The sequence below is a fragment of the Streptomyces katrae genome, from assembly GCF_002028425.1.
GTDB classification, from domain to species: Bacteria; Actinomycetota; Actinomycetes; order Streptomycetales; family Streptomycetaceae; genus Streptomyces; species Streptomyces katrae_A.
The window spans coordinates 3,182,048-3,205,539 of record NZ_CP020042.1 but is presented as its reverse complement, the minus strand read 5'-3'; the positions used below and the strand labels follow the sequence as shown (position 1 = coordinate 3,205,539).

The 23,492-nt window shown below is 72.7% G+C and carries 19 protein-coding genes; 15 read left to right on the top strand and 4 right to left on the bottom strand.

Annotated elements, in window-relative coordinates:
- Positions 1–94 precede the first annotated feature (94 nt).
- The 8 genes from hutU (at position 95) to B4U46_RS37380 (ending at position 9,966) form a co-directional block, all read left to right on the top strand.
- Complete coding sequence (hutU, locus tag B4U46_RS14380) at positions 95–1,756, top strand: urocanate hydratase (RefSeq protein WP_079427564.1); 1,662 nt, start codon at positions 95–97, stop codon at positions 1,754–1,756.
- A gap of 176 nt (positions 1,757–1,932) precedes the next feature.
- Positions 1,933–3,123, top strand: a complete 1,191-nt coding sequence (locus B4U46_RS14375) for an allantoate amidohydrolase (RefSeq protein WP_079427562.1) — start codon at positions 1,933–1,935, stop codon at positions 3,121–3,123.
- Positions 3,114–4,478 (top strand): formimidoylglutamate deiminase, encoded by a 1,365-nt coding sequence (locus B4U46_RS14370; RefSeq protein ID WP_079427560.1) that lies wholly within the window; start codon positions 3,114–3,116, stop codon positions 4,476–4,478. Before B4U46_RS14375 ends, B4U46_RS14370 begins: the two co-directional genes overlap by 10 nt.
- Positions 4,479–4,508: 30 nt before the next feature.
- Positions 4,509–5,687 carry an imidazolonepropionase gene (hutI, locus tag B4U46_RS14365; protein WP_079427558.1) on the top strand — a complete coding sequence of 393 codons (1,179 nt, stop codon included), beginning with the start codon at positions 4,509–4,511 and terminating at the stop codon, positions 5,685–5,687.
- A gap of 150 nt (positions 5,688–5,837) precedes the next feature.
- Positions 5,838–6,506 carry an LPXTG cell wall anchor domain-containing protein gene (locus tag B4U46_RS14360; RefSeq protein WP_079427556.1) on the top strand — a complete coding sequence of 223 codons (669 nt, stop codon included), beginning with the start codon at positions 5,838–5,840 and terminating at the stop codon, positions 6,504–6,506.
- 15 nt (positions 6,507–6,521) lie between these two features.
- The gene (locus tag B4U46_RS14355) at positions 6,522–7,520 is read left to right on the top strand and encodes a hypothetical protein (protein ID WP_079427554.1); all 999 of its coding nucleotides are present in this window, start codon (positions 6,522–6,524) and stop codon (positions 7,518–7,520) included.
- Complete coding sequence (locus B4U46_RS14350; protein WP_079427552.1) at positions 7,517–8,593, top strand: hypothetical protein; 1,077 nt, start codon at positions 7,517–7,519, stop codon at positions 8,591–8,593. The genes B4U46_RS14355 and B4U46_RS14350 overlap by 4 nt, the downstream gene beginning before the upstream one ends.
- Positions 8,590–9,966, top strand: a complete 1,377-nt coding sequence (locus tag B4U46_RS37380) for a hypothetical protein (RefSeq protein ID WP_079427550.1) — start codon at positions 8,590–8,592, stop codon at positions 9,964–9,966. The genes B4U46_RS14350 and B4U46_RS37380 overlap by 4 nt, the downstream gene beginning before the upstream one ends.
- A 76-nt stretch (positions 9,967–10,042) precedes the next feature.
- On the opposite strand, the gene B4U46_RS14340 is transcribed toward B4U46_RS37380, so the two are convergent.
- Positions 10,043–11,563: a peptide MFS transporter gene (locus tag B4U46_RS14340; protein WP_079427548.1), complete on the bottom strand. Its 1,521-nt coding sequence runs from the start codon at positions 11,561–11,563 to the stop codon at positions 10,043–10,045.
- Positions 11,564–12,035: 472 nt separating this feature from the next.
- Here B4U46_RS14340 and B4U46_RS14335 point away from each other — a divergent pair, with 472 nt between their 5' ends.
- Together B4U46_RS14335 and B4U46_RS14330 are read left to right on the top strand one after the other, a co-directional pair.
- On the top strand, positions 12,036–12,713 hold the full coding sequence (locus B4U46_RS14335; RefSeq protein WP_042812873.1) for a response regulator transcription factor: 678 nt from the start codon (positions 12,036–12,038) through the stop codon (positions 12,711–12,713).
- A gap of 57 nt (positions 12,714–12,770) precedes the next feature.
- A complete protein-coding gene (locus B4U46_RS14330) occupies positions 12,771–14,036 on the top strand; it encodes an ATP-binding protein (RefSeq protein WP_079431754.1) in 1,266 nt (421 codons plus the stop codon).
- Between the two features lie 3 nt (positions 14,037–14,039).
- Here the strand turns inward: B4U46_RS14330 and B4U46_RS14325 are convergent, their stop codons facing one another.
- Positions 14,040–14,576 (bottom strand): GtrA family protein, encoded by a 537-nt coding sequence (locus B4U46_RS14325; RefSeq protein WP_079427546.1) that lies wholly within the window; start codon positions 14,574–14,576, stop codon positions 14,040–14,042.
- A gap of 255 nt (positions 14,577–14,831) precedes the next feature.
- Between B4U46_RS14325 and B4U46_RS14320 the strand changes: the two genes are divergently transcribed.
- From B4U46_RS14320 to B4U46_RS14305, 4 genes are all read left to right on the top strand, one after another.
- A complete protein-coding gene (locus tag B4U46_RS14320) occupies positions 14,832–15,971 on the top strand; it encodes a 5-(carboxyamino)imidazole ribonucleotide synthase (RefSeq protein ID WP_079427544.1) in 1,140 nt (379 codons plus the stop codon).
- Positions 15,968–16,495, top strand: coding sequence for a 5-(carboxyamino)imidazole ribonucleotide mutase (gene purE, locus B4U46_RS14315; RefSeq protein WP_079427542.1), 528 nt, complete (start codon positions 15,968–15,970; stop codon positions 16,493–16,495). Before B4U46_RS14320 ends, purE begins: the two co-directional genes overlap by 4 nt.
- Positions 16,492–17,670, top strand: a complete 1,179-nt coding sequence (locus B4U46_RS14310; protein WP_079427540.1) for a dipeptidase — start codon at positions 16,492–16,494, stop codon at positions 17,668–17,670. Before purE ends, B4U46_RS14310 begins: the two co-directional genes overlap by 4 nt.
- A gap of 204 nt (positions 17,671–17,874) precedes the next feature.
- On the top strand, positions 17,875–18,948 hold the full coding sequence (locus B4U46_RS14305) for a membrane dipeptidase (protein ID WP_079427538.1): 1,074 nt from the start codon (positions 17,875–17,877) through the stop codon (positions 18,946–18,948).
- On the opposite strand, the gene B4U46_RS14300 is transcribed toward B4U46_RS14305, so the two are convergent.
- Positions 18,945–20,231, bottom strand: coding sequence for a glycosyltransferase family 87 protein (locus B4U46_RS14300; protein WP_079427536.1), 1,287 nt, complete (start codon positions 20,229–20,231; stop codon positions 18,945–18,947). The genes B4U46_RS14305 and B4U46_RS14300 overlap by 4 nt on opposite strands.
- 106 nt (positions 20,232–20,337) lie before the next feature.
- The gene (locus B4U46_RS14295) at positions 20,338–21,681 is read right to left on the bottom strand and encodes a UDP-glucose dehydrogenase family protein (protein ID WP_079427534.1); all 1,344 of its coding nucleotides are present in this window, start codon (positions 21,679–21,681) and stop codon (positions 20,338–20,340) included.
- A 240-nt stretch (positions 21,682–21,921) separates the two neighbouring features.
- On the opposite strand from B4U46_RS14295, the gene B4U46_RS14290 reads away from it, so the two are divergent.
- Positions 21,922–23,079: an acyl-CoA dehydrogenase family protein gene (locus B4U46_RS14290; protein WP_042812866.1), complete on the top strand. Its 1,158-nt coding sequence runs from the start codon at positions 21,922–21,924 to the stop codon at positions 23,077–23,079.
- The last annotated feature ends 413 nt before the right edge of the window (positions 23,080–23,492 follow it).

Sequence of the window (23,492 nt, the reverse complement as noted above, 5' to 3'; positions counted from 1 at the left end):
ATCATCCCGTGGACCCGTGCGCAGCTGTTGACTGGATCTATTCAAGGCGCCAGGATGTGAATAGATTGCTCAACATTCGGAGGAGGCACCCGCCATGTCAGGACCCCGCCCCGTACGGGCCGCGCGAGGCACCGAGCTCAGCACCCTGGGATGGCAGCAGGAGGCCGCCCTCCGGATGCTGCAGAACAACCTCGACCCCGAGGTCGCGGAGCACCCCGACAAGCTCGTCGTCTACGGCGGCACCGGCAAGGCGGCGCGCGACTGGCGCTCGTTCGACGCGATGGTCCGCACCCTGCAGACCCTCAAGCAGGACGAGACCATGCTCGTCCAGTCCGGCCGCCCGGTCGGCGTGATGCAGACCCACGAGTGGGCGCCGCGCGTCCTGCTCGCCAACTCCAACCTGGTCGGCGACTGGGCCAACTGGGAGGAGTTCCGCCGCCTGGAGCAGCTCGGCCTGACCATGTACGGCCAGATGACCGCCGGTTCCTGGATCTACATCGGCACCCAGGGCATCCTCCAGGGCACCTACGAGACCTTCGCCGCCGTGGCCGCGAAGAAGTTCGGCGGCACCCTGGCCGGCACCATCACCCTCACCGCCGGCCTCGGCGGCATGGGCGGCGCCCAGCCGCTGGCCGTGACGATGAACGACGGCGTCGCCATCTGCATCGACGTCGACCCGCGCGCCATCGAGCGCCGCATCGAGCACCGCTACCTCGACGTGAAGGCCGACAACCTGGCCCACGCCCTCCAGCTGGCCGTCGAGGCCCGCGACGCCCGCCGCCCGCTCTCCATCGGCCTCCTCGGCAACGCCGCCGAGCTGCTCCCGCAGATGCTGGCCGAGGGCGCGCCGATCGACATCGTGACGGACCAGACCTCCGCCCACGACCCGCTCGCCTACCTGCCCGTCGGCATCGCCTTCGAGGACATGGCCGACGCCGCCGCCAAGGACCCGGCCGGCTTCACCACCCGCGCCCGCGAGTCCATGGCCAAGCACGTCGAGGCCATGGTCGGCTTCATGGACGCCGGCGCCGAGGTCTTCGACTACGGCAACTCCATCCGCGGCGAGGCCCAGCTGGCCGGCTACGACCGCGCCTTCGCCTTCCCCGGCTTCGTCCCCGCCTACATCCGCCCGCTGTTCTGCGAGGGCAAGGGCCCCTTCCGCTGGGCGGCCCTGTCCGGCGAGGCCTCGGACATCGCCAAGACCGACAAGGCGATCCTGGAACTCTTCCCGGAGAACGAGTCCCTGCACCGCTGGATCAAGATGGCCGGCGAGCGCGTCCACTTCCAGGGCCTGCCCGCCCGCATCTGCTGGCTCGGCTACGGCGAGCGCGACAAGGCCGGCGAGCGCTTCAACGACATGGTCGCGAGCGGCGAGCTCGCCGCCCCGCTGGCCATCGGCCGCGACCACCTCGACTGCGGCTCGGTGGCCTCCCCGTACCGCGAGACCGAGGCGATGCTCGACGGCTCCGACGCGATCGCCGACTGGCCGCTGCTCAACGCCATGGTGAACGTGGCCTCCGGCGCCTCCTGGGTCTCCTTGCACCACGGCGGCGGCGTCGGCATGGGCCGTTCCATCCACGCGGGCCAGGTCACCGTCGCCGACGGCACCCCGCTGGCCGGCGAGAAGATCCGCCGCGTCCTCACGAACGACCCGGGCATGGGCGTGATCCGCCACGTCGACGCCGGCTACGACATCGCCGAGTCCGTCGCCGACGAGCGCGGCGTCCGCGTCCCGATGCGGGAGGGCGACGCCTGATGAGTGCGGGCAATCGTTCCGCTGGAGGCGGGGCCGGCCCGGTGGGTGCGAACGCGCCGTCGCCGGGTGCGGGTCCGGTGGTGCCCACCCTCCCCCAAGCTCTCGGCTCCGCTCGGGCAGGGGGTGCCCCCCTCGCCCCAGCGGAACGACTGCCCACCACCTCTTCGTTCCACGCCATGTGGGACGAGCTGGCGCCCATCGGCCGCCACGCCGACAGCGGCGGCTACCGCCGCTTCGCCTGGACCGGGGCCGACGCCGACTGCCGGGACTGGTTCCGGGCCCAGGCCCAGTCGCGCGGCCTAGCCTACGAGGTCGACCGCAACGGCAACCAGTGGGCCTGGCTCGGCGACCCCCTGGCCGGCGACGCCGTGGTCACCGGCTCCCACCTGGACTCCGTCCCCGACGGCGGGGCCTTCGACGGCCCCCTCGGCGTGGTGTCCTCCTTCGCCGCCCTGGACGAGCTCCGCGCCCGTGGCGCGGCCTTCACCCGCCCCCTCGCCATCACCAACTTCGGCGACGAGGAGGGCGCCCGCTTCGGCCTCGCCTGCGTCGGGTCCCGGCTCTCCGCCGGGCAGCTGACGAAGGAGAAGGCGTACGAGCTCCGTGACGCCGACGGGACCACCCTCCCGCAGGCGATGGAGCGCGCCGGCCACGACCCCGAGGCCATCGGCGCCGACCCCGAGCGCCTCGCCCGCATCGGCGCCTTCGTCGAACTGCACGTGGAACAGGGCCGCGCCCTCGACCTGTCCGGCGACCGGGTCGGCATCGCCTCCGCGATCTGGCCGCACGGCCGCTGGCGCTTCGACTTCCACGGCGAGGCCAACCACGCCGGCACCACCCGCCTGGCCGACCGCCGCGACCCGATGCTCACCTACGCGGCGACCGTCCTGGCCGCCCGTCAGGAGGCCGCCCTCGCCGGGGCCGTCGCCACCTTCGGGAAGATCGCCGTCGAACCCAACGGGGTCAACGCCATCCCCTCCCTCGTGCGCGGCTGGCTCGACTCCCGGGCCGCCGACCAGGCCACCCTCGACACGGTCGTCACCGCCGTCGAGAAGGCCGCCCGCGAGCAGGCCGAGCGCGACGGCATCGACCTCGCCGTGGTCCGGGAGTCCTTCACCCCGGTGGTCGAGTTCGAGCACGCCCTGCGCGACGAGCTGAACCGGATCCTGGGCGGGGCCGTCCCCGTCCTCGGCACCGGGGCGGGACACGACGCCGGAATCCTCTCCGCCGCCGTCCCGACCGCGATGCTGTTCGTGCGCAACCCCACCGGTGTCTCCCACTCCCCGCGGGAGTTCGCCGCCGAGGACGACTGCGTGGCCGGAGTCCTCGCCCTCGCCGACGTACTGGAAGGTCTCGCATGCAGTTGAAGGGGCCCGTGCCGACCGTGCAGAAGACGTACTGGCTGGAGCACGCCTGGCTCGGCGACCTGGTCGAGCCGGGCGTTGCCCTCGGCGTGACGGCCGACGGACGCATCGCCGAGGTGCGCACCGGGGCGGCTGCCCCGCCCCCGGGGGCGGAGGTGCTGCGCGGCCTCACCCTCCCGGGCCTGGCCAACGCGCACTCCCACGCCTTCCACCGGGCGCTGCGCTCCACCGTCCAGGTCGGCTCGGGGACGTTCTGGACCTGGCGCGAGGTCATGTACGGCGTCGCCCAGAACCTCACCCCCGAGAGCTACTTCGACCTCGCCCGGGCCGTGTACGCGGAGATGGCGCTGGCCGGCATCACCAACGTCGGCGAGTTCCACTACGTCCACCACGCCCCCGGCGGCACCCCGTACGCCGACCCCAACGCGATGGGGGAGGCCCTGATCGAGGCGGCCGCGGCGGCCGGCATCCGCATCACCCTCCTCGACACCGCCTACCTCGCCGCCGGCTTCGGCGAGGCCCCCAACGCGCACCAGCGGCGCTTCTCCGACGGCACCGCCGAGGCCTGGGCCGAACGGGTGTCCGCCCTCAAGCCCCGCGAGCACGCGCTGATCGGCGCGGCCGTCCACTCCGTCCGGGCCGTCCCGGCCGGCCAGCTGGCCACCGTCGCGGCGTGGGCGCAGGAGCGCCGGGCCCCGCTGCACGTGCACCTGTCCGAGCAGACGGCGGAGAACGACGCCTGCCTCGCGGCGCACGGCCGCACCCCGACGCAGCTGCTCGCCGACCACGGCGTGCTGGGCCCGCACACCACCGGCGTCCACAACACGCACCTGACGGACGAGGACATCGCCCTGCTCGGCGGCACCACCACCGGCACCTGCATGTGCCCGACCACCGAACGCGACCTCGCCGACGGCATCGGCCCGGCCGGCCGGCTCCAGCGGGCGGGCAGCCCGCTGTCCCTGGGCAGCGACAGCCACGCGGTGATCGACCTGCTGGAGGAGGCGCGGGCGATGGAGCTGAACGAGCGCCTGCGCAGCCGCACACGCGGGCACTGGACGGCGAACGCCCTGCTGGCGGCCGCCACCGCCGACGGCCACGCCGCGCTGGGCCGCCCGGACGCGGGCCGGCTGGAGGCCGGGGCCCTCGCGGACTTCACGACCCTCGCGCTGGACACCGTCCGCACGGCCGGGCCGCTGCCGAGGCTCGGCGCGGAGACGGCGGTCTTCGCGGCCTCGGCCGCCGACGTCCGCCACACGGTGGTGGGCGGCCGCCACGTGGTCCGCGACGGCGTCCACACCCTGGTCGGCGACGTCGCGGGGGCCCTGTCCGAAGCGATCGCCGCCGTCCGGGGCTGACGCCGGGAAACGAACTTTCCGAGAGGAACCATGACCACCACCGCCATCACCAACATCGGCAGCCTCGTCACCAACGACTCCTCCCTCGGCGACGGAACCCCCCTCGGCCTGATCGAGAACGCCGCCCTCGTCATCGACGGCGACACCATCGCCTGGGTCGGCGAGGCCGCCGCGGCCCCCGCAGCCGACGCGTCCTTCGACGCGAAGGGCCGCGCCGTCATCCCCGGCTTCGTCGACTCCCACTCCCACCTCGTCTTCGCCGGCGACCGCACCGCCGAGTTCAACGCCCGTATGTCCGGCCGCGCCTACTCCGCCGGCGGCATCCGCACCACCGTCGCCGCCACCCGCGCCGCCACCGACGCCGAGCTGGAGGCCAACCTCGTCCGCCACCTCGACGAGGCCCTCCGCCAGGGCACCACCACCTTCGAGACCAAGTCCGGCTACGGCCTCACCGTCGCCGACGAGGCCCGCGCCCTGCGCATCGCCTCCGCCCACACCGACGAGGTCACCTACCTCGGCGCGCACATCGTCTCCCCCGACTACGCCGAGGACCCGGCCGGCTACGTCGACCTCGTCACCGGCGAGATGCTCGCGGCCTGCGCCCCGTACGCCCGCTGGGTGGACGTCTTCTGCGAGAAGGGCGCCTTCGACGGCGACCAGGCGCGCGCGATCCTCACCGCCGGCGCCGCCGCCGGGCTGATCCCGCGCGTCCACGCCAACCAGCTCACCTACGGCCCGGGCGTGCAGCTCGCCGTGGAGCTGGAGGCCGCCTCCGCCGACCACTGCACGCACCTCACGGACGCCGACGTGGACGCCCTCGCCCAGGCGTCCGCCACCACCGTCGCCACGCTCCTGCCCGGCGCCGAGTTCTCCACCCGCGCCCAGTGGCCCGACGCGCGCCGGCTGATCGACGCGGGCGCCACGGTGGCCCTGTCCACGGACTGCAACCCCGGCTCCTCGTACACGAGTTCCATGCCGTTCTGCATCGCCCTCGCCGTCCGGGACATGCGCATGACCCCCGACGAGGCCCTGTGGTCGGCCACCGCCGGCGGGGCCCGCGCCCTGCGCCGTACGGACATCGGCCGCCTGGTCCCGGGTGCCCGCGCCGATCTGGCCCTCCTCGACGCCCCCAGCCACGTCCACCTCGCCTACCGGCCGGGCGTCCCGCTCGTCTCGGCCGTCTGGAACCGCGGGGTGCGCGCGGCCTGACCCGTACGCCACGGCCCGGCGGGGCGGTCCACCAGGCCGTTCACGCCGGGCCGTCCTTTGTCTTCCCTCCGTAAGGTCCCGGGCGTACCTTGAGCCACCAATCTGACATGGCGTCAGTAACCCGTCCCGTGGCCCGAGGGGAAGACCAAGGTGTCCGACCGGAAACGTTCCACCGCGCTCGCGCTGGCCTCCGCGCTGGCCGGATCCGCCGTACTGCTCGCCGCCCCCGCGGCCCACGCCGACGTGGTCGACGTCCAGTACGACTGCAAGACCCCGATCGGGGACAAGTCGGCGGTCTCGCCCATCGACATCAAGGCCGTCAAGGAGGGGGACGGCTACAAGCTGACGATGTCCTTCCAGAAGGGCGTCTCCTCCAGCCCCATCGAACTCGGCAAGGGCGCCATGAACCCCAGCGCCGTCATCATGACCGGCGGCGCCGAACAGGCCTCGGTACCGGTCTCCGGGGCCCCGAACGCCGAGGCCGCGCCCGCCAACACCCCGATCAAGATCAGTGACCTGTCGGGCACGTACACCCCGAAGAAGAGCGGCAAGGTCACCTTCACCGCCGGGGTCCTCACCATCAAGGCCATGGGGACCACCACCACCTGCACCCCCGGCAACAGCCCCAAGCCCTCCCTGGAACTGGACGTGACGGCGGCCGCGGGCGCCGCCGCCCCCGAAGGCACCCTCCCGCAGACCGGCCCCGCCGACTCCGCCCTGGCGTTCGGCACCCTCGGCGCCACCGTGGCCCTCTCCGGCGCCGCCGGCCTGCTGTGGCTGACCCGGCGCGGCCCGCGGCCCCAGCGCACCCCGTCCTGAACGGAGCGGCCGCCCGTGCTCCGCACCCTCACGCCCCGCGCCCTGCGGCGCCTCGCCGCGCTGCTCCTGCTGGCCGCCGCCGCCCTCCACGGGACCCCGGCGGCGGCCGCCGACGGCGGCGAGCCCGGCTGGACCGCCGAACCGGCCTCCGGGGACACCGCCACCGCCCGACGCCCCTCCTTCTACCTCGCGGGCCCCGCCGGCACCGTGCTGGAGGACCGCCTCGCCCTCACCAACACCGGCGACCGGCAGCGGGTCGTCACCCTGCGCGGGGCCGACGCCTACAACACCCCGGGCGGCGCCTTCGCCGTCCGCCCGGCCGCCGCCTCCCGGGGAGCCGGGTCCTGGATCAGCTTCGGCTCCGCCGCCACCGTCACCCTCCCGCCGCACACCCGCGCGCTGGTCCCCTTCACCGTCACCGTCCCGCCCGCCTCCCCGCCCGGCGACCACCCCGCCGCGGTCGTCGCCGCCGAGGGCGGCCACGAGGCGGGCGTACGGGTCGACCTGCGCGTCGGCGGCCCGGCCCTGGCCGCCCTCACCGTCGAGGACGTCTCCGTACGCGGCCACGGCGCGGCCACCACCGTCGCCTACACCCTGGTCAACCGGGGCAACGTCGCCCTCACCCCCGCGCTCGCCCTGCACGCCGCATGCGGCCTCGGCGGGGCCTGCGGCGGACCCCGCAGCGGCCACGCCCTGCCGGTGGAGCTGCTGCCGGGGCAGCGCGTCGCCCTGACCGAGCCCTGGCCCGGCGCGCCCGCCCTCGACCGGGTCTCCCTGAGGCTCACCGCCACCGCCCGCGGCGCCGCCCCGGCCACCGCCACCGCCGCGGCCTGGTTCCTGCCCCCGGGGAGCGCGGCCTGGGCCGGGGCCGGTCTCGTCGCGCTCGGCGGCGCCGCGCTGCTCCTCGTACGGGCCCGGCGGCGCGGGCCGGCCGGGGAGCCGTCCCGGGAACCCGTGCGCCCGCGGGCCCCGGCACCGCGATCCGAACCCGAGCTGACGGGAGCGTCCAGGTGAGCCGCACGCCCGGCCCGAGCGCCGTATCCCGCGCCGCGGCGGCACTGGCCGCCCTCGTCCTTGCCCTCCTGCCCGCGGCTCCCGCCCCCGCCGCCGAGGGGAAGCCGGCCGTGACGCTCTCGCAGCAGGAGGCGGCCAAGGGCGCCGAGCTCACCGCCACCGGCACCGGCTGGCCCGCCAGGACCCTGGTCATGCTGCTGGTCTGCGGCCAGAACATGATCGGCGGCACCAACAGCTGCGCCAACGCCGACGGGGTGGCCGTCTCGGTCGCCGACGACGGCCGCTTCACGGCCCGGCTGCCGGTCGCGGAGCCGCCCAAGCCCTGCCCGTGCGTGGTGAACGTGGCCTCGGTCAACGGCGACCAGTCGACCGTCGCCGTCCCGCTGAAGATCACCGGCCATCCGGTGGCCGACCTGCCCGCCGAGTCGGGGTCCGCCCGGCTTGCGATGCTCACGGGCGCCCGCCTCAAGGGCGGGGACGGGGTGCTGACCTGGTTCGGGGCGCCGCCGTCGCGGAGGTTCACCGCGACGATCGGCAACCTCGGCTCGGCGCCGGTCAAGGACCCGGTCTTCCAGCTGGGCACCGGGCACGGGGTGTTCGCCCCGCAGTGGGAGGAGGCCCGCTGGAAGGGCACCATCCCGCCGGGCGGGAAGGCGGAGGTGGGCCTGGACGTGGAGCTCCCGGCGGGCGCCCACGGGGACTACACCGTCTCGCTCAAGTACGGGGAGACCGTCCTCGCCACCCAGCCGTGGGGCGTGGACCGGCCGTACGGGGTGCTGCTGTTCTGGGCCCTGCTGCTGGTGGTGATCCCGACGGCGCTGTTCCGGCTGGGCATGGCCGTCGTGGACCGCTTCCGCCCCCGCCCCGGGGCGCCCGGCCGCCACCGTGGCCCGGGGCCGGCCCCGGAGGGCGCCGCGGCGGTGACCGCCCGCCTGCCGAAGGTCCCGCCCGCGGGGGTTGCCGGGCCCCCGCCGCCACCCCTGCCGTGGTTCACGCCGGAGCCGCGGGAGGCGGGGCCCCCACAGACATCCGCACCGTCTGAGAACCGTCCGACGACGAAGGGACATTCGTGAAGACCCAACGGAGGGCTGGTGCGGCCGCGGCCGCACTGCTGCTCGGCGGCGCGGGCGTGCTGCTGGCGCCGAGCACCGCCCAAGCAGCCGTGATCGACGTCCAGTACGACTGCAAGACCCCGATCGGGGACAAGTCGGCGGTGTCGCCCATCGACATCAAGGGGGTGAAGGAGGGGGACGGCTACAAGCTGACGATGTCCTTCCAGAAGGGCGTCTCCTCCAGCCCCATCCAGCTCGGCGCGGGGGCGATGACGCCCAGCGCCGTCATCGTCGTCGACGGCGCGGAGAAGACGTCCGTACCGGTCACGGGCCCGGCCAACGCCGAGCCCATCCCCGCCAACACCCCGATCAAGATCAGTGACCTGTCGGGCACGTACACCCCGAAGAAGAGCGGCAAGGTCACCTTCACCGCCGGGGTCCTCACCATCAAGGCCATGGGGACCACCACCACCTGCACCCCCGGCAACAACCCCAAGCCCTCCCTGGAACTGGACGTGACCGCCCCCGGAGGCACCACGGGCGGCACGACGGGCTCGACGACCACCGGCGGCACCACGGGCGGAAGCACGACCGGCGGCAGTACCACGGGCGGCTCCACGACCGGCTCGACGACCACCGGCGGCTCGACGACGGGCGGCTCGACCAGCGGAGGTTCCACCACCGGCGGCTCCACCACCGGGGGTTCCACCACCGGCGGATCGACGGCCGGCGGCTCCACCACCGGCGGCTCCGGCGGCCAGACCGACTTCCCGGGCAAGGCGGTGGACGTCACCTACGACTGCGGCGCCGTGGTGCCGGGCGGCATCAAAACGCCCGTGACCATCAGCGCGAAGAAGAACGGCGGCGACTACGCCCTCACCGTCAAGACCGCCAAGGGCGCGATGGCCAGCCCCATGCAGCTCCCGGCCGGAGCCCTCAAGCCCTCGATGGACATCAAGCTCGGCGGCGCCGACAGCGGCACCGTCAAGGTCACCGGCCCGGCCAACGCCGAGCCGATCCCCAACGGTGCGCCCGTGAGCCTGACCGACATGACGGGCACCTACAAGCCCGGCAAGTCGGGCAAGGTGACCCTCACCCCCGACCAGCTGACCATCGACGTCACGATGGCCCCGGGCTCCACCCCGATCAACGTGCCCTGCAAGGCCACCGCCAGCGGGGTCTCCCTGGAGCTGGACACCACGGCCCAGCCCGGAGGCTCCGGCTCCACCACCGCCGGCGGCTCCTCGGCCGCCGCCTCCGGCGGCCTCGCCGAGACCGGCGCCCAGGACGACGGCGGGATCAAGGCCCTGGCCCTGGTCGCGGGCACGGTCATCCTCCTCGGCGGCGCGGTCTTCACCTTCACCCCCTGGCGCCGCCTGCGCGGCACGCGGTAACCCGCCCGGCGGACACAAGAAGGCCCGGCACACCATCCGGTGTGCCGGGCCTTCAGTCACCCCTCGGGGCGGTGGGTCAGTTCAGCTCGCCCATCAGGGCGTCGACCTTCTTGCGGTACATGTAGATCGCCAGACCGGCGACCACGGCGGCGGCCGCCTGGAAGAGGATCACACCGACGCCGTTCAGCTTCACGTCGGCCAGACCCAGCAGACCGGTCACGCAGTCACCGGCGGTGACGGCGAGGAACCAGACGCCCATCATCTGGGAGGCGTACTTCTGCGGCGCCATCTTGGTGGTGACCGACAGGCCGACCGGGGACAGGCAGAGCTCGGCGACGGTCTGCACCAGGAAGATCAGCACCAGCCACCACATGGTGACCTTGGTGTCGTTGCCCGCGGTCTGGTTCAGCGGCAGCGCGAAGATGAAGAACGAGGCGCCGACCAGGGCCAGGGCACCCGAGAACTTCACGATGGTGCTGGGCTCGCGGTTCCGGCGGGCCAGGACCACCCACAGGGTGGCGAAGACCGGGGCGAGCGCCACCACGAAGAGCGGGTTCAGCGCCTGGAAGATGACGGTGGGGACTTCCCAGCCGAGCAGGCTGCGCTGGGAGTTCTTGTCACCGAACAGCGAGAGGGTCGAACCGCCCTGGTCGTAGATCATCCAGAACACGGCGGCGGCCACGAAGAACCAGATGTAGGCGCTCATCTTGGACTGCTCGCCGGCCGACAGGTCCTTGTCGCGCTTGATGCGCACGAGGACGGCGACCGGTATGACCAGACCGATGATGGTGATCGGGTACAGCGCCCACTTGATCGTGAACATGCCCGCCATGCCCACCGCGGTGTAGAAGACGGCGACGACGGCCAGGACCGCGAGGACCTTGACGATCACGGCCTTGCGCTCGGCCGGGGTCAGCGGGTTCGGGACGACGCTGCTCTCGGGGTTCAGGGTGCGGGCCGCGAGCAGGTAGACCGCCAGGCCCACGCCCATGCCGATGGCGGCGAGCAGGAAGCCGAGGTGCCAGCTGACGGTCTCGCCGATGGTGCCGATCACCAGCGGGGCCGCGAAGGCACCCACGTTGATGCCGATGTAGAAGATCGTGAAACCGCTGTCGCGGCGCGAGTCGTCCAGGCCCTTGTAGAGGTGGCCCACCATCGTGGAGATGTTGGCCTTCAGCAGACCGGAGCCGAACGCGACCAGCAGCAGACCCACGAAGAACGCGATCGTGCCGGGGACGGCCAGCGCGACGTGGCCCGCCATGATCACGCCGCCGGCGATGGCGACGGTCTTGCGGGCGCCCCAGACGCGGTCACCGAACCAGCCGCCGGGCATGGCCATGAGGTAGACCATGGCGACGTACACCGAGTAGATCGCCGTGGCCGTCGCGGCCGTGAAGGCGAGACCCCCGCCCTGGCTGCCGGTCGCGGCGTCAGCGCCGCCGGAGACCAAGTACAGAACGAGAAGCGCACGCATGCCGTAGTAGGAGAAGCGCTCCCACATCTCGGTCATGAACAGCGTGGCCAGGCCAACGGGGTGGCCGAGGAAGGTCTTCTCGTGAGCTGCGCTCGGCGAGGCCTTCGTCAGGCTGGAAGCCATGGTCGATCCTTGCTTGCTCGGGACGCTTGGCTTCGTGAGCTGTTCAGCGCCCGGTGGGGGGTGGCCGGCACCGGCGACGGATGCCCCTACCCCACGCCCTGGGGTGTCGTTCCCCGCTGTGACGGGGTGACGGAGCAGCCGTAACCGGGATCCACGCCCTCCGCGCATCCTCGCGCGCAGGGCCCGGCCCATAGGTCATTCACTGTCATCTGGGCCGGACGAGACCGACCAGAGCAGAATTTGAGGTTCTTGGCTCGGATTTGAGCGCAGATGTCCCCTCGATAGTGCATCGGGCGTTCCGCCACCATACGACAGGGCACCGATGCATATGGAAGGGCTTGAGATATGGATCACAGGGAAGACGGGAACCGATACGTCAAGTTCGAAGGCCGATAGTAGTCAATAACCCCAGTTCCAGAGGGGTACGCAGGCAGGCGCCTCCTTCGACCCGCCGCGGACTACCATCACCCACATGACGCGTGTACTGCTCGCCGAGGACGACGCATCCATCTCGGAACCCCTGGCCCGCGCCCTGCGCCGGGAGGGCTACGAGGTCGAGGTCCGGGAGGACGGCCCCACCGCCCTGGAGGCCGGACTGCAGGGCGGCGTCGATCTCGTCGTCCTCGACCTGGGACTGCCCGGAATGGACGGCCTGGAAGTGGCCCGGCGGCTGCGGGCCGAGGGCCACGGCTTCCCGATCCTGGTCCTGACCGCCCGGGCCGACGAGGTCGACACGGTGGTCGGCCTGGACGCCGGCGCCGACGACTACGTGACCAAGCCCTTCCGCCTCGCCGAGCTGCTGGCCCGCGTACGGGCCCTGCTGCGGCGCGGCGCCAACGACGCAGCCCAGGCCCCCGCCACCCACGGCGTGCGCATCGACGTCGAGTCCCACCGCGCCTGGATGGGGGAGGAGGAGCTCCAGCTCACCGCCAAGGAGTTCGACCTGCTGCGCGTCCTGGTCCGCGACGCCGGCCGCGTCGTCACCCGCGACCAGCTGATGCGCGAGGTCTGGGACACCACCTGGTGGTCCTCCACCAAGACCCTCGACATGCACATCTCCTGGCTCCGCAAGAAGCTGGGCGACGACGCCGCCAACCCCCGCTACATCGCCACCGTCCGGGGAGTCGGCTTCCGCTTCGAGAAGAGCTGACCCGGGGGGCCCGCGGAGGGGCGGGGCGCGCTCGTCCGTTAGGGCATGCTCTACGGCATGCGCCGCCGTCTGATCAACTCCACCCTCGCCGTGGTCCTCGTCGTGATCGCCGTGTTCGGGGTCTCCCTCGTCATCGTGGAGACCCGGACCATCACCAGCAGCGCTCAGGACCGCATCGGCTCCGAGGCGCTGCGCCTGCTGGGCGTGGTCGAGGCCGACGCCCTGGAGCACCGGCGGGTGGACCCCGGCTCGCTGTCCGAACAGCTGGACATGGGCACGTACGCCCGCATCTCCGTCCCCGGTCAGCCGACGGTCGAAGTCGGCGACCGCATCGAGGACAACGTCATCCGGGGCACCGCACGCGGCGAACAGGGCGAGGTCGTCGTCGTGGAGGAGTCCCGCTCCACCGTCACCCGCGAGGTCGGGCGCACCCTGGCCGTGGTCGGCGCCGTCGCCCTGCTGGCCGTCGTCGCCGCCGTGCTCCTCGCCGTCCGCCAGGCCAACCGGCTCGCCTCCCCGCTGACCGACCTCGCCGAGACCGCCGAGCGCCTCGGCTCCGGCGACCCCCGGCCCCGCCACAAGCGCTACGGGGTCCCCGAGCTCGACCGGGTGGCCGACGTCCTCGACGCCAGCGCGGAGCGCATCGGCCGGATGCTCACCGCCGAACGCCGCCTCGCCGCCGACGCCTCCCACCAGCTGCGCACCCCGCTGACGGCCCTGTCGATGCGGCTGGAGGAGATCACCGTCACGGACGACCTGGAGACCGTCCGCGAGGAGGCGAGCATCGCCCTCACCCAGGTGGAACGGCTCACGGACGTGGTGGAGCGGCTGCTGACGAACTCGCGCGACCCCCGCACCGGCTCCGCCGTCCCCTTCGACCTCGACGAGGTCGTCAAGCAGCAGCTGGAGGAGTGGCGCCCGGCCTACCGCAGCGCCGGCCGGGCCATCGTCCGCTCCGGCAAGACCGGCATGCGGGCCGTCGGCACCCCCGGCGCGGTCTCCCAGGTCCTGGCCACCCTCGTGGAGAACGCACTCATGCACGGCGGCGGCACCGTCGCCCTGCGCACCCGCGTCACCGGCAACCAGGCCGTCATCGAGGTCACCGACGAGGGCCCCGGCGTCCCGCCCGACCTCGGCAACCGGATCTTCGAGCGGGCCATCAGCGGCCGCAACTCCACCGGCATCGGCCTCGCCGTCGCCCGGGACCTCGCGGAAGCGGACGGCGGCCGCCTGGAGCTCCTCCAGAGTCAGCCGCCGGTGTTCGCGCTCTTCCTCAGCCGCACCGCGCCCCCGCGCGCGGAGCCGGAGCGGACGGTCAGGTAGGCCTCAGCCCTGGTTGCCCGCCGGCTCCGGGGTGCGGGGGGCCACGGGCGCCGGCTCCTGCCCGTCACGCTGCTCGACGACCAGCGAGGGCGCAGCGTCCGTCGGCAGGGCCTTGAAGACCCACGTCCGGTACGACCAGAACCGGAAGACCGTCGCCACCGCCATGCCGAAGAACTTGGAGACGTTGTTCTGCAGCGAGCTGTCCAGCCCGAAGCCGTACGTGGCGACGTAGAGCACGCCGCTCTCGATGACCATGCCGATCACGCTGAACAGCACGAAGAGGATCATCTCGCGGCGCCGGCTGCCCAGGTCGCGGTCACGGTAGGTGAAGTAGCGGAACCCCACGTAGTTCGTGATGATGGCGACCACGATGGCTATCACGTTCGCGCGGACCGTCTGCAGGTCCGTGGTGGCGCGCAGCAGGTTGAAGACGCCGAAGTTCACCAGGACGCCCGCGCCGCCGACCGCGCCGAACTTGACGACCTCCCGGGCCAGGCCTCGGAAGCGCTCGGACAGCGGTACTGCGTTCGGGGTGCTCATGTGATGGTTCAGTCCCTGTCAGTCGTCGTGTGAGTCCCGGGTGGGCCGCGGGAGGGTCCGCGGGGTGGGCCGTCAGCGCCCGCCGGGCGTGTCACCCGATCTCGTCAACCCCACCATGTTAAGTGTCGCCCCGGGGGCCCCGCCGCGCCTCGGCACCCCGTGCGACGCAACGCACACAAGGCCTCCGGGCCCCACCGGCGAGTCCGCGCCAGGCCTGCGTCCGTATGGCGGAATACCGGCGGATACCCTGGAGGCGTGACGTTCCCGGTAGTCGGCATGGTCGGCGGCGGTCAGCTCGCCCGCATGACCCACGAGGCGGGCATCCCCCTCGGCATCAGATTCAAGATCCTCAGTGACACCCCCCAGGACTCGGCGGCCCTGGTCGTGAACGACGTCGTCATCGGCGACTATCGCGACCTGGACACGTTGCGCGCCTTCGCGCGCGGCTGCGACGTGATCACCTTCGATCACGAGCACGTACCCACCGAGCACCTCCGGGCCCTGGAGTCGGACGGCATCCCCGTCCGGCCGGGGCCCGACGCGTTGGTGCACGCCCAGGACAAGGGGGTGATGCGCGCCAGGCTCGACGAGATCGGCGCGCCCAGCCCCCGCCACCGGATCGTGAGCGATCCGGCGGACGCGGCGGCCTTCGCGGAAGAGGTCGGCGGCTTCCCCGTCATCCTCAAGACGGTGCGCGGCGGGTACGACGGCAAGGGCGTGTGGTTCGTCCGCACGCCCGAGGACGCGGAGGCCCCGTTCAAGGCGGGCGTCCCGGTCCTCGCGGAGGAGAAGGTGGACTACGTCCGCGAACTCGCGGCCAACATCGTCCGCTCCCCGCACGGCCAGGCCGTGGCCTACCCCGTCGTCGAGTCCATCCAGGTCGACGGCGTGTGCGACACGGTGATCGCCCCCGCCCCCAACCTCTCCGAAGCCCTCGCGGGCGAGGCCCAGGCCCTGGCCCTGCGCATCGCCAAGGAACTCGACGTGACCGGCCACCTGGCCGTGGAGCTGTTCGAGACCACCGACGGCCGCATCCTCGTCAACGAACTGGCCATGCGCCCGCACAACAGCGGCCACTGGACCCAGGACGGCGCGGTCACCTCCCAGTTCGCCAACCACGTGCGCGCGGTCCTGGACCTCCCCCTGGGCGACCCGCGCCCCCGGGCCCGCTGGACCGTGATGGCGAACGTCCTCGGCGGGGACTACCCCGACATGTACGCGGCGTACCTGCACTGCATGGCCCACGACCCGCAGGTGAAGATCCACATGTACGGCAAGGACGTGAAACACGGCCGCAAGGTCGGCCACGTCAACACCTACGGCGACGACCTGGACGATGTGCTGGAACGCGCACGCCACGCAGCCGGCTACCTCAGAGGAACGATCACCGAATGAGCACTTCCCCCGTCGTGGGCATCGTCATGGGCTCGGACTCCGACTGGCCGGTCATGGAGGCCGCCGCCCAGGCGCTGGACGAGTTCGAGATCCCCTACGAGGTCGACGTCGTCTCCGCCCACCGGATGCCGCGCGAGATGGTCGCCTACGGCGAGCACGCCGCCGAGCGGGGCCTGAAGGCGATCATCGCCGGTGCGGGCGGGGCAGCCCACCTGCCCGGCATGCTCGCCTCCGTCACCCCGCTGCCCGTCATCGGCGTGCCGGTCCCGCTGAAGTACCTCGACGGCATGGACTCGCTCCTGTCGATCGTCCAGATGCCCGCCGGGGTTCCCGTCGCCACCGTCTCCGTCGCCGGCGCCCGCAACGCCGGCCTGCTCGCCGTGCGCATGCTCGCCGCGCACGACCCCGAGCTGCTCGGGCGGATGCGGGAGTTCCAGCAGGAGCTCAACGACCAGGCCACAGAGAAGGGCAAGCGGCTGCGCGCCAAGGTGGCGGGCGCGGAATCCTTCGGGTTCGGCAAGTGAGCGCGGCGGACCTGCTCGCGCGGGCCCGGGAGCTCCTCGCCGAGCACCCGGTCGTCGACGGCCACAACGACCTGCCCTGGGCCCTCCGCGAGCAGGTGCGCTACGACCTCGCCCGGCGCGACATCGCCGGCGACCAGTCGGCCCACCTGCACACCGACATCCCCCGGCTGCGCGCCGGCGGGGTCGGCGCGCAGTTCTGGTCGGTCTACGTCCGCTCCGACTTCGCGGGCGACGAGGCCGTCAGCGCCACCCTGGAGCAGATCGACGCCGTCGGGCAGCTGATCGCCCGTTACCCCGGGGACCTGGTGCGGGCCCTGACGGCGGACGACATGGAGGCGGCCCGCGCCGACGGCCGGATCGCCTCGCTGACGGGTGCCGAGGGCGGCCACTCCATCAACAACTCGCTCGCCACCCTGCGCGCCCTGCACCGGCTGGGCGTGCGGTACATGACGCTCACCCACAACGACACCATCGACTGGGCGGACTCGGCGACCGACGCACCCCGCCACGGCGGCCTCGCGGACTTCGGCCGCGAGGTGGTGCGCGAGATGAACCGCATCGGCATGCTCGTCGACCTCTCGCACGTCGCCGACACCACCATGCGCGACGCGCTCGCCGTCTCGGCCGCGCCGGTGATCTTCTCGCACTCCTCGGCCCGGGCGGTCTGCGACCACCCGCGCAACGTCCCCGACGACGTGCTGGCCCAGCTGCCCGCCAACGGCGGCGTCGCGATGGCCACCTTCGTGCCGAAGTTCATCCTCCCGGCCGCCGTCGAGTGGACCCTCGCCGCGGACGAGAACCTGCGCGCCCACGGCTTCCACCACCTCGACACCACCCCCGAGGCGATGGCCCTCCACCGGGCCTTCGAAGCCGGCCGCCCCCGCCCCGTGGCCACCGCCGCCACCGTCGCCGACCACCTCGACCACATGCGCGAGGTCGCCGGCGTCGACCACATCGGCATCGGCGGCGACTTCGACGGCACGGCCTTCACCCCGGCCGGGCTCGACGACGTCTCCGGCTACCCGAACCTGATCGCGGAGCTCCTGCACCGCGGCTGGTCCCGGGCCGACCTGGCCAAGCTGACCTGGTCCAACGCCGTACGGGCGCTGCGCGACGCCGAAGCGGTCGCCCGGGACCTCTCGGCCACCCGCGGCCCCTCCAACGCGGTGCTCTAGCCGCACCCGCAGGGGAGACCGCGCACAGGGGCGGGACCGGGAACACCCGGCCCCGCCCCTGTCCCGTACCGCCGTACACCCCGGCCCCGGCCCTGTCCCGTACCGCCGTACACCCGAACGCCGCATTCGCCGGGCGCCACCCTCACCCCGCATGTCACGGTGGCCCCATATCTCCCTGCTGCCGCCGAGACCGGAGCGAATGCCATGGCCGACCTGCAGGATGAACCCCACTCCGTGGGTGTCGGAGCCGAAGACGTCCCCGTCACCGCCCCCCTGGCGGCGGGCGGATCACTGGACCGCGCGGCCGCGCTGCTCGCCGTCCATCCCGTGGCCGACGGCTGCAACACCCTCGTCTGGACCCTGCGCCAGAGCCCGTACCACGACATCGACACCCCGGACACCGAGGTCGACACCGACATCCCCCGGCTGCGCGCCGGGGGCGTGGGCGCCCAGTTCTGGACCCTCCTCGTACCCCCCGGCCCGCCCCGCGCGGACTCCTGCGCCCAGGCCGTGTGCGAGACCCTCGAACAGATCGACGCCGCACGCGCCCTGATGCGCCGCTACGCCGACACCCTGTACCTCGCCCTGACCGCCGACGACATGGCCGACGCCCGCAACCGCGGCCAGATCGCCTCGTTCCTCGGCCCCGTCCCCGGCAGCACCCTCACCGGCTCCCTCGGCGCCCTGCGCGCCTTCCATGCCCTCGGCGTACGTCTGCTCGCGCCCGCCGGGGCCCCCTGGGCCGACGAGGGCCTGACGGCCTTCGGCCACGAGGTGGTCAAGGAGGCGAACCGGCTCGCGATGCTGATCGACCTGACGGGCTGCCCGCCCGCCGCCGCCTGCCAGCTCGCGGCCGCCTCCAAGGCACCCGCGATCATCTCGAACACCGGCGCCGCCTCCCTCAACCCGCACCCGGACAACGCCACCGACGAGGTCCTCCTCGCCCTGCGCGCGGCCGGCGGGCTGGCGATGGTCACCTTCGACTCCGAACGCACCGGCGACTCCCTGCACGCCGTGGCCGACCACGTCGAACACGTACGCGCCCTCGCGGGCCCCGACGGCGTCGGCCTCGGCGCCGCCTTCGGCTCCGAACAGGGAAGCCCGAGGCCGGCCGGACTCACCGACCCCTCGGGCTACCCGCGGCTGATCGCGGAACTACTGGAACGCGGCTGGTCGGAAGCCGACCTCGCCCTGCTCACCTGGGGCAACGCCCAGCGGGTGCTGCGCGAGGCGGAGTTCACCGCCCGCGCCGCCCAGCACAAGGGCGCCCCCGGCTAGAGCTCCGCCTTCGGCAGGACGGTCGCCTTCCACAGCCGGACGCCGGACCACACCGTCGCGAACAGCAGCAGGGCATTGCGGGAGCAGAGTAGGACCGTGCCCAGCGTGCTGGTGGTCAGGACCTCCGCGTCGTAGAAGACGGGGAAGACCAGGGTGGTCAGCGCGGTGGTGGCGACCAGCAGCCAGGCGACCGGCCGCTGGGTGCTGTGCTTCGAGGTCAGGCAGACCGCCCCGAGACCCAGCAGCCAGATCATGTACTGCGGGCTGATCACGCGGCTGGTGACCGTGAAGACCAGGATCGCGCAGAGCGCGGCGTCGAAGGGCGTCGCGCTCGACCAGCGGTTGGCCTTCACCCGCCACAGCAGGAGCAGCAGGAATCCGATCACCGTCAGGCCCACCGAGGCCCGCGCGACGCTCGACACGTACGGGCCGACGTACTCGAACGCCCCGAACTGGAAGTTGGTCTTGCCGGGCCACAGGTGCACCAGCTTCGCCGCCATCAGCGCCGAACCGCCCAGCGACTCGACCTGCACACCGCGGTTGCCCTGGTTGCCCAGGAACCCGAGCGTGTCCTTGAACAGCAGCGCGAACACGCCCAGCAGCGCCGCGCAGGACAGCGCCGCCGCGACGATCGCGTCACGCGTGGACTTGCCGCGGGGGACGCCGAGCAGCGTCAGCAGCGGCCACACCTTGACCATCGCCCCGATACCGGCGACGACCCCGCCGAGCCGGGGCCGGTTGCGCATGCAGAGCAGCGCGAAGACCGCGAACAGGGTGACGTGGATGTCGTAACGGGCGAACGGGGTCGCCATCATCAGCGGCAGCGCCACCAGCCACATCACCGCACCGGCCATGCTGCCGTCGTCGCGCCGCGCCGCCCTCAGGAGGCCGAGCAGGATGACGGCGTCGCAGAGCACCGTCAGGGCGACGAAGGCCTGGAAGTAGGTGAGGAACGGCAGCAGGTCCGGGGAGAGGAAGACCGCCGCGGCCGCCGGCGGGTACTGCCACATGACGTCGTTGTGCGGCATCGTCCAGTGGACCAGGACGTTGTACCAGTTGTGGTAGGTCACGGAGACCTCCACCCGGGTGTTGGTGGAGTGCCCGACGTCGTGGACGAGCGTCCAGAGCATCGCCGCCCTGGTGGCCAGCCAGAAGACCGCGATGCCCAGCAGGGCGCCGCGTCCTCGCATGGCCGCTTCGAAGGATCCCCGCCGGTCACGCGTGGCGGGCGCCGTCTTCGAGGGCGCCGTGGGCTGGACTGCGGGGCTGCTGGTCGTGGTCATCGGCCCCGAGTCTACCCAGTCGTTCATTCCGCTTCTTTGACTGAGAACCTTCAAAAGTGGGTACCGAAGTACGCCCCGGCCGGCCCGCGGGGGGCCCGGAAGCCCCTTATGCCTGCGGGCGTCCCATGGCCCGGTAGGTCCACCCGGCGCCCCGCCAGCGCAGCGGGTCGAGGGCGTTGCGCCCGTCGAGGATCAGCCGGTCCGTGACGACGGACCCCAGCTCGGCGGGGTCGAGCTCGCGGAACTCGCGCCACTCGGTGAGGTGCAGCACGACCTCCGCGCCGCGGGCGGCGGCCAGCGCCGAGTCCGCGTAGCCGAGGGTGGGGAAGACCCGGCGGGCGTTGTCCATGCCCTTGGGGTCGTAGACCGTGACCTGGCCGCCCTGGAGGTGGATCTGCCCGGCGACGTTCAGCGCGGGGGAGTCGCGCACGTCGTCCGAGTCCGGCTTGAACGTGGCGCCGAGCACCGCCACCCGCTTGCCCAGGAAGGACCCGCCCACCGCCTCGCGCGCCAGCTCGACCATGTGGCCGCGGCGTCGCATGTTGATGGAGTCGACCTCCCTGAGGAAGGTCAGCGCCTGGTCGGCGCCGAGCTCGCCGGCCCGGGCCATGAAGGCGCGGATGTCCTTGGGCAGACAGCCGCCGCCGAAGCCGATGCCGGCGCGCAGGAACTTGGCGCCGATCCGCTCGTCGTAACCGATGGCCTCGGCGAGCTTGACGACGTCACCGCCGGCGGCCTCGCAGACCTCGGCCATGGCGTTGATGAAGGAGATCTTCGTGGCGAGGAAGGAGTTGGCGGCGGTCTTGACCAGCTCGGCCGTCGGGAAGTCGGTCACCACCAGCGGGGTGCCCTCCGCCATGGGCGTCGCGTACACCTCCCGCAGCAGCTTCTCCCCGCGCTCCCCCCGCACGCCGATCACGATCCGGTCGGGGTGCAGGGTGTCCTGCACGGCGAAGCCCTCGCGCAGGAACTCCGGGTTCCACGCCAGCTCCACGTCCGCGCCCGCCGGGGCCAGCGCGGCGAGCTTCGCGGCGAGCCGCTCGGCCGACCCCACGGGCACGGTGGACTTCCCCACCACCAGCGCGGACCGCGTCAGGTGCGGGGCCAGCGACTCCACGGCCGAGTCCACGTACGACATGTCGCACGCGTACTCGCCGTGCTTCTGCGGGGTGTTCACGCACACGAAGTGCACGTCGCCGAACTCCCCGACCTCCTCCCACGACTGCGTGAAGCGCAGCCGCCCGGTGGCCCCCGGCAGCCCGGCCACGTGCCGGGCCAGCAGCTCCTCCAGCCCGGGCTCGTACATCGGGACCCGGCCCGAGGCCAGCATCTCGATCTTCTCCGGCACCACGTCCAGCCCCAGCACCTCGAAGCCGAGCTCCGCCATGGCCGCGGCGTGCGTGGCGCCCAAGTAGCCGGTGCCGATCACGGTGATCTTGAGGGGGGCCATGGATGCTCCAGAGGTGCGGGGCCGTTTGCGGCCCCCGAGCATAGTCGGGCCGGTCCCGGGGGACGTTCCCAGGAGTACCCGGCTGTCACGCAGCTCACGTACGCGCTGCATATCGCTGCACGGGCGCCGGGAACTAGAATTTGGGTTACTTAACGGTAGTTAGCATCCCGCGCCGCGCGCCTGCCAGCGACACACGGCTGTCAGCGCCCTACGGCGCGTCATCCTGGGGAGTGACTGATCTTGGCGGGTTCTGCCGACTTCGACCTGTACCGCCCGGCCGAGGAGCACGACATGCTCCGCGAGTCCGTCCGCGCGCTCTGCGAGGCGAAGATCCTCCCGTTCGCGGCCGCGGTCGACGAGGAGGCCCGCTTCCCGCAGGAGGCCCTCGACGCCCTCGTCGCCAACGACCTGCACGCCGTCCACGTGCCCGAGACCTACGGCGGCGCCGGCGCCGACGCCCTCGCCACGGTCATCGTGATCGAGGAGGTGGCCCGCGTCTGCGCCTCCTCCTCCCTGATCCCGGCCGTGAACAAGCTCGGCTCCCTCCCGGTGATCCTCTCCGGCTCCGAGGAGCTCAAGGCCAAGTACCTCGGCCCGCTGGCCAAGGGCGACGCGATGTTCTCCTACTGCCTCTCCGAGCCCGACGCGGGCTCCGACGCGGCCGGCATGAAGACCCGCGCGGTCCGCGACGGCGACTTCTGGGTGCTCAACGGCGTCAAGCGCTGGATCACCAACGCGGGCGTCTCCGACTACTACACGGTCATGGCCGTCACCGACCCCGAGAAGCGCTCCAAGGGCATCTCGGCCTTCGTCGTCGAGAAGTCGGACGAGGGCGTCTCCTTCGGCGCCCCGGAGAAGAAGCTCGGCATCAAGGGCTCCCCGACGCGCGAGGTCTACCTCGACAACGTGCGCATCCCCGCCGACCGCATGATCGGCGCCGAGGGCACCGGCTTCGCCACGGCGATGAAGACCCTCGACCACACCCGCATCACCATCGCCGCCCAGGCCCTCGGCATCGCCCAGGGCGCCCTGGACTACGCGAAGGGCTACGTCCAGGAGCGCAAGCAGTTCGGCAAGCCGATCGGCGACTTCCAGGGCGTCCAGTTCATGCTCGCGGACATGGCCATGAAGATCGAGGCCGCCCGCCAGCTGACCTACGCCGCGGCGGCCAAGTCCGAACGCGTCGACAGCGACCTGACGTTCTTCGGCGCCGCGGCCAAGTGCTTCGCCTCGGACGTCGCGATGGAGGTCACCACCGACGCCGTCCAGCTCCTCGGCGGCTACGGCTACACCCGCGACTACCCGGTCGAGCGCATGATGCGCGACGCGAAGATCACGCAGATCTACGAGGGCACGAACCAGGTCCAGCGCATCGTCATGGCCCGCAACCTGCCGTAAGGCGTCGCGCGGACCGACCCGCTCCCGCACACGACAAGGCCCCGGCACCCAGCCGAGGGCCTTGTCGCGCTTGCGCCGTCCGCGGGCCCGACGGCGTCGGGGCGGTGGATGCGAAGGGTTCCTTTGTAACGATTCCGATCCAGCGGGCCGGTCCGGCCGGGGTGTCCGTGCTGGTGGGCGGTGCGGTGCCGGTGGATCGGGCCACGGGCCGGCGGGTGCCGGGGTTGCGGGGTGCGGACGGATGTGGTGGGCGGGGTTCCGGGGCTGAGCAGGGGGTCTCCCCCCGGGGGTGGCGCGGGCCGCCCCTATAGGGGGGACAGGCCGGGGCGCCGGCGGCCGCAGCGTGCGGAACCGGCCGTAACCGGAACGTTGCCGGAGGCGGCCCGGGCGGGCCTCCGCCGGGCGTCGCACTG